General features: G+C 27.3%; 6 protein-coding genes. All 6 read left to right on the top strand.

Annotation, left to right across the window (positions count from 1 at the left end):
• The first annotated feature begins 175 nt into the window (after positions 1-175).
• Genes PKV21_06430 through PKV21_06455 form a run of 6 tightly spaced genes read left to right on the top strand, consistent with a single transcriptional unit; the run spans position 176 to position 6,505 of the window.
• A complete protein-coding gene (locus tag PKV21_06430) occupies positions 176-715 on the top strand; it encodes a hypothetical protein (GenBank protein ID HOM27125.1) in 540 nt (179 codons plus the stop codon).
• Positions 696-2,150 carry a phage terminase large subunit gene (gene terL, locus PKV21_06435; protein HOM27126.1) on the top strand — a complete coding sequence of 485 codons (1,455 nt, stop codon included), beginning with the start codon at positions 696-698 and terminating at the stop codon, positions 2,148-2,150. Before PKV21_06430 ends, terL begins: the two co-directional genes overlap by 20 nt.
• Positions 2,151-2,202: 52 nt before the next feature.
• Positions 2,203-4,290: a phage portal protein gene (locus PKV21_06440; protein HOM27127.1), complete on the top strand. Its 2,088-nt coding sequence runs from the start codon at positions 2,203-2,205 to the stop codon at positions 4,288-4,290.
• Complete coding sequence (locus PKV21_06445) at positions 4,290-4,973, top strand: hypothetical protein (GenBank protein ID HOM27128.1); 684 nt, start codon at positions 4,290-4,292, stop codon at positions 4,971-4,973. Before PKV21_06440 ends, PKV21_06445 begins: the two co-directional genes overlap by 1 nt.
• A 16-nt stretch (positions 4,974-4,989) precedes the next feature.
• Entirely contained in the window at positions 4,990-5,832 is an 843-nt protein-coding gene (locus tag PKV21_06450) for an HK97 family phage prohead protease (protein ID HOM27129.1), read from the top strand.
• Positions 5,789-6,505 carry a glycosyltransferase gene (locus PKV21_06455; GenBank protein HOM27130.1) on the top strand — a complete coding sequence of 239 codons (717 nt, stop codon included), beginning with the start codon at positions 5,789-5,791 and terminating at the stop codon, positions 6,503-6,505. Before PKV21_06450 ends, PKV21_06455 begins: the two co-directional genes overlap by 44 nt.
• The last annotated feature ends 241 nt before the right edge of the window (positions 6,506-6,746 follow it).

Consider the following 6,746-nt stretch of genomic DNA (forward strand, 5'->3'; position numbering starts at 1 on the left):
GTAAATAATTATGTAAGATGTCCAAAGTGTAAGAGAGTAAGGAATATAGATGATGCGCCAGAATGTCCTGTTTGTAAATATAGGAACGAAAGAAAAAAATATAGATTGATATTCTCAAAATATGACAAATAAAACTAATTATGATATAATAAAATAATAGGAAAATAAAGGATAAATGAGATATTCAGAAGAAAGACAACAAGAACACATAAGAAGAATTAGAAGAGTGTTGGTGATGAAACCTAACGCAAGTATTTTAGATATACAAAAAGAGTTAGAAAAAAGCAAAGTTCCTATTCATTTAAACAAAGATTATATAAATAGATTATTAAGAAAAATAAGAAAAGAAAGAATAAAAAGAATGGATTATTATACGATAAATAAAGTATTAGCGGAATTTCAGGACGAAATAGAAGAATTAAAAAGAAGATTATGGATTATTATAAAAGATAAAGACTCATCTAAAAAAGATAAAATATTGGCTATAAAAGAATTAAGAACAAGTAGTAATGATTTATTTGATAAAATGTTTGATGCTGGAATATTTGAAAGAAAATTAGGACAATTAGAAATAGAAAACTCTCTTTCAGAAGAAGAAAGAGATTTGATTAAAAAAGTTTTAGATATAGAATATAATAAAAATGATGACAATAAAGACAATAAAGAAGAAAACAATGAATTGAAAGAAAATAAAGATGGAACAAATAATAAATGACATAGAAAATAAAATAAGCAACAACCAAGAATTTAGAAGGGCGTTAGCAAGAAGCAATTTATTGTGGTTTTCAAGAATTTATTTTGGCAATTATTTTTTTTACAAAACCGCTGATTTTCAAAAAGAAATTTATAAAGAATTAGAAGACGATAATAATAAATTTCTTGAAATAATATCTTTTAGAGGAAGCGGAAAGACAACAATTTCAATGTTATTTTATCCTATATGGGCAATGATTACAGGCAAAGCCCATTTTATTGTTTTAATATCAGATACATTTTCGCAAATAAAAGAACACATTTACAACATAAAAACAGAATTGGAAAACAATTCTTTATTAAAAAAAGATTTTGGACCTTTTAATATTTTAGAAAACGCAAAATCAGAAGAATGGCAAAAAACATCTATTATTATTCCTACATACGACACAAAAATAGTTGGAAAATCAACAGGACAAAAAGTTAGGGGGATAAGATATAAGCAATGGAGACCAGATTTAGTTATAATTGATGATATTGAAGATGTAGAGATGATAAGAACAAAAGAGCAAAGAGACAAAACTCATAGATGGTTGGTGGGAAATGTTATGCCAGCAGGAGAGGCTAAAAAAACAAAATTTATTCTTATAGGAAACTTACTTCATTCAGACGGAGTAATGTCAAGAATTGAAAAAGAGATTAAAGATAAAATAAGAGATGGAAAAGTTTTGAAAATACCATTGATAAATGATAGAAATGAAATCGCTTGGCCAGACAAGTTTCCTAATGAGGAAGTAATAGAAGAAGAAAAAAGAAAAATCGGATATAACGATTCGATAGGAATGAGGTCGTGGCAAAGAGAATATTTATTAAGAATTGTGCCAGAAGAAGGACAAGTGATAAAAGATGATTGGATTAAATATTATGATGAGTTGCCAAAAGATGAAAATATAATATCAAAAGGGACAGGAGTTGATTTAGCGATATCTAAAAAATCTACTGCTGATTATACCGCAATGGTTAGCGGAGTGATGGCAGTTGTTAATAACAAACCAACGATATATGTAATGCCTAATCCAGTGAACGAAAGATTAAGCGGTTTTGAAACAACGAATAAAGCATCTATTGTAAGCAATATATTAGGAAATGGAACTAATACTCCTTTGTGGGTTGAAGATGTCGCTTATCAAGCAATGCAGATTGAAGCAATGCAGAAGGCAGGATTACCAGCAATAGGAGTTAAGGTTAGTTCTGATAAAAGAGCAAGATTAATGACAATATCTTCTTACATAGAAAACGGAATGGTATTGTTTCCTAAAAAAGGCTGTGAGGATTTATTGATACAACTTTTAAACTTTGGAATTGAAGAACACGATGATTTAGTTGACGCTTTTGTATTTTTAGTTTATGGATTAATGACGCAATATTCACAATCGCCAACTATTACCTGGTTTTAATTTGACAATGAAATAAAATAATAATATAATTTAATAAATTAAAATATTTTTTATGAGCATTTTTTCTAATTTTAAAAAAATATTTTTACCAAATAAAACAAAAACATTTTTAGATGATTTAGACGATGATTTTGATTATCCATCAAGAAGAAGTTTTTTTTCAGATTATAACAAAACAAAATTTTTATACTCTTACTCAAAATCAGTTTATGTTTATGCTTGCGTTTCAAGAATAGCGGAAAGCGTTTCAGCAATTGATTTTAAACTTTTTAAAATCTTAAACAATAGAGGTGAGGTTGAAGAGATATTATCGCATCCTATTTTAGATTTGTTATATCGTGTAAATCCTTTTTACACAAAAGAGGAATTTATTCAAACAGATGTTATAAACAGAAAATTGTCAGGTGATAGTTTTATTTTAAAAGTAAGAAATAATAAAAATGTAGTTGTGGAGTTATGGAATATAAGGCCTGATTTAATTACAATTGTAGAAGACGAGGAAAACTTTATTAAATATTATGAGATAGTTCAAGATGGAAAAACAAAAAGAATTGACAAAAACGATATCATTCACATAAAGTATCCATCGCCATTAAGTTATTACTTAGGAATGTCGCCAGTGTTGCCAGCAGAAGAAAGAATTGAAATTGAAGAATTTGCTAATAATTATCAGAGAAACTTTTTCATAAATAACGCAAGGCCAGATGGAATAATAGAAGTTCCCACTTATTTAAATCCTATTCAAGTTAAGGAATTGATAATGGGGTGGGAAAAAAGACATAAAGGAGATGGAAAAAGCAGTAGGTTAGGAGTATTAACTAACGGAGCGAAATATAATCAAATATCGTTGAGTCAAAAAGAGATGGACTATATTGAATCGATGAAATTTACAAGAGATGACATTCTTGTAGCATTTAAGGTGCCAAAGCCTATTGTAGCGATATTAGATGATGTTAATAGGGCAAATAGTTTAACGGCACAACAGATATTTATAAGAGAAACAATTATTCCTGAAATGAGATTATTAGTTAATAAATTAAATGAAGAGTTGATTATTCCTGAATTCGGTGAAGAGTATTATTTAGATTTTGTTGACCCAACGCCAGAGGATAGAGAATTAAAATTACAAGAATTACAAGCAGGAATTGATAAATGGATTACAATAAATGAAGCAAGAAAAATGTTTAACTTGCCTGCTATAACAGGAGGAGATGTTTTGTTTAGGCCTTTAACTGATAATATTATAGAAGCAGAAGTTGAAAAAACAAAACTATATAATATTAAATCGTTGCACGGAAGAAGGGCTTTAAAAATTAAGAACGAATTAAAAGAAAAAATATATAATGATAATATAATTAAAAAGAATTTTAGCAGGTCATTGTTTAAAGACACTGAAAAAAGAAAACAATATTCTGAGTATGTTATAAGAGACATAGAAAATAAAAAAAATAGAATGAGGCAATTAGTGGTAAGATTAGCAAATCAGGAAAGAGATGAAGTAATTAAAAATTTTACCAAGGAAAGGCCAAAAACAAAAAGAGAAATTAAAAAATTATTGAACAAAGAAGAAGAGGAAAATAAATTTATTGAAAATATATTCCCTTTATATGTTTCAATTTTTCAAGAGGCAGGGGATAAAGCGATGAAATTATTGAGAATTGACAAGCCCTTTGACATTCATAAAAGTTATAAAAAAATAAACACAGGAAAAGAAATAAATAGAATGCTAAAAGAAAGAGCAAAATTGTTTGCCCATTCAGTTATAGGAACAACGCTTGATAAATTAGCCGATAGTTTATCAGTAGGAATAGAGGAAGGAAAATCAATTCCTGAATTAAAAGAAATAATAAAAGATGTTTACAGAGAATTTAGCGATTATAGATCAGAGACAATAGCAAGAACAGAAACAAACGCAGTTGTAAACGAAGCACACATTGAAGCGTATAGGCAAAGCGAGGTTGTAGAAGGTAAAGAATGGGTTGCTACTTTAGATGATAGAGTAAGGCCAGAGCATTTAGCAATTGATGGTGAAATTGTAGAATTAGATAAGCCGTTTTCAAATAATTTAATGTATCCTTGCGAGCCAAATTGTCGTTGTACGATTGCTCCCGTAGTGATAAATTTATCAAATAAAATTTAATGGATTTAGTTTATTTAACAAAAAGAGAAATTTTAAATGACAATATTGAGTTAAGATATTCTTTAAGAAGTGCTGAAAAAAATTTAAAGTTTGATAATGTTTTTCTTATAGGATATAAACCAGATTTTATTAAAAATGTTAATTTTATAAAATACAACGATATTAAAAATAACAAATACAATAATGTTTATGAAAAGATGAAAATAATATTAGAGACAAAAGAGATATCAGATAATTTTATTTTGTCAAACGATGATTTTTTTATCTTAAAAGAATATAACGAAATACCTTATTACTATAAAGGAACACTAGAATATTATTATATGAATTACCAGTATAAAGAAAGTTATTATTATAAAGAAGGAATAAAAAAATTATATGAAGAATTTAAAAACGGATTATTTTTCGGTGTTCATTTCCCAATAGTTTATAATAAAGAAAAATTAAAATTTATTATAGACAAATATAAAAGTAATACAATGTTAAGAAGTTATTATTGTAATTATTTTATTAAAGAAATAAATCCAGTTTTTACCGATGATTTTAAAATATTAGATGTTAAAGAAATAGAAAAATATAATAATTGTCCATTTATTAGCACAACAAATCTTGTTGCGTCAACAACAGAATTTAAAAGTTTTATAAATAATAAATTTTGTAATCCATCAAAATATGAATTATAAAATTAAATAAAATAATATGAATTTTATTAAAAAAACATTTAGCGTTGAAGTAGAAAATATAGATGAAGAAAACGGAATAATAAGAGCAATCTTTTCATCAGGATTGCCTGATAGAGATGGTGAAATGATAGACCAAGAAACTTGGAATTTAGAGGAATACAAGAAAAATCCTGTTGTTTTATGGTCGCACGACCAGTTGAGCCCTCCTATCGGACAGATGATAGATATTTTTGTAAATGATGATAAAATGCTTGAAGGTAAAATAAAGTTTGCTATTAACGAATATGATTTTGCTAATACAATTTATAAATTATATGCTGGAAAGTTTATAAGAGCGTTTTCAATTGGTTTTAATTCAGAAGATTATGAAGAAGTAAATGGAGTTAGAGTTTTGAAAAACAATACTTTACTTGAAATATCGGCCGTAAATATACCGGCAGATGCGTTAGCGTTAGCCAAATCAAAAGGAATAAATACTTGTTGTTTAGAGAAAGCATACAAAAAATATAATAAAAAAAGCCCTGCTTGTAGGTTAGATGATGAAACAAAAAATGAGTGTGTAGCAAGGAAAATACCAGAGATATTAGACGAAAATCCTGATATGAAACAAGAACAAGCAGTAGCGATTGCTGAAAGTTTATGTTCAAAGTTTTGTAGTGATTTAGAGAAAGAAAAAGATAAAAAAAACAAAGAAACAATTGAGGAAGCAAAAAAATCATTGGAAAAAATATTAAAAGAAGATAAAAAAATAAATTATAAAAGAGCATTGAACAAAGCCATAAGAGAATTACTAAAAACAAAGAAAAATATTAAATATGAAAATAGAAAAGATAATCCATCAAATATGGGTTGGAGATGAAAAAAAACCTAAAAAATGGATGGACACTTGGAAGGAAAAAAATCCTGATTGGGAATATGTTTTATGGACGAATAGTAAAGTTTTTAAAAGAAATTGGATAAATCAAAAACTTATAGAATATTATAAAAGAAATAAAAAATATAACGGAGTAGCAGATATTATAAGATATGAGATATTATATGAATACGGAGGAGTGGTTATACCAGCGGATAGTGAATGTCTGGAAAATATAACAGAATTATTTGACAATGATTATGAATTGTTTGCTGTTAGATGCAGAGCAGATGCCATAGATTGGGCTTGTACTAACGAAGAAAAAAAAATAGAAACGCCAAAGTTTTTAAAAAGCATAGATAAATTTAAAATAGTTCCTATTTATGGAGCAAAAAGCGGAAATGAATTTGTAAAGCATTTAATAGATGATTTATATCATAAATATGAAAGAGAATTGCCAAATTATCCTTATCCTCCATCACAAACAGGAAATAAGTTTTGTACTGAAGAGTTGATAAAATACGCTCCAGAGATTAAGATATTCCCGATGCATTATTTTATTCCTTATCACCCGATAGACGAAACAGAAGAAAATTCTTATTACTACAGGGGAAAAGATAAAATATACGCAAGACATTATTGGGGAACAACATTTAATAATTATAACAAGGGCAGATAATCCTATTTTATAATAAAAAAGGTTAGAAACTCCGCCATAGGACGGACTGCAATTATAAAATAAATTAAAAATAATAAAAAAATGAAAAAAGAATTAAAAAATCAATTAGAACAAAATGATGGAGAATTAACAGAGGAAGAAAATACAGAGGAAAAAGAAGAGACAACAGAAGAGACAGAAGAATTAAAAGCATACAAAAAATATAATAAAAAAAGCCCTGCTTGTAGGTTAGATGATGAAA

This window comes from bacterium (assembly GCA_035371905.1).
Taxonomy (GTDB): Bacteria; Ratteibacteria; UBA8468; order B48-G9; family JAFGKM01; genus JAMWDI01.

Excerpts from the sequence above, each read along its gene's own strand:
- PKV21_06430 (HOM27125.1), top strand. The coding sequence starts at position 176 with ATGAGATATTCAGAAGAAAGACAACAAGAACACATAAGAAGAATTAGA.
- PKV21_06440 (HOM27127.1), top strand. The coding sequence starts at position 2,203 with ATGAGCATTTTTTCTAATTTTAAAAAAATATTTTTACCAAATAAAACA.
- terL (HOM27126.1), top strand. The coding sequence starts at position 696 with ATGGAACAAATAATAAATGACATAGAAAATAAAATAAGCAACAACCAA.
- PKV21_06445 (HOM27128.1), top strand. The coding sequence starts at position 4,290 with ATGGATTTAGTTTATTTAACAAAAAGAGAAATTTTAAATGACAATATT.
- PKV21_06450 (HOM27129.1), top strand. The coding sequence starts at position 4,990 with ATGAATTTTATTAAAAAAACATTTAGCGTTGAAGTAGAAAATATAGAT.
- PKV21_06455 (HOM27130.1), top strand. The coding sequence starts at position 5,789 with ATGAAAATAGAAAAGATAATCCATCAAATATGGGTTGGAGATGAAAAA.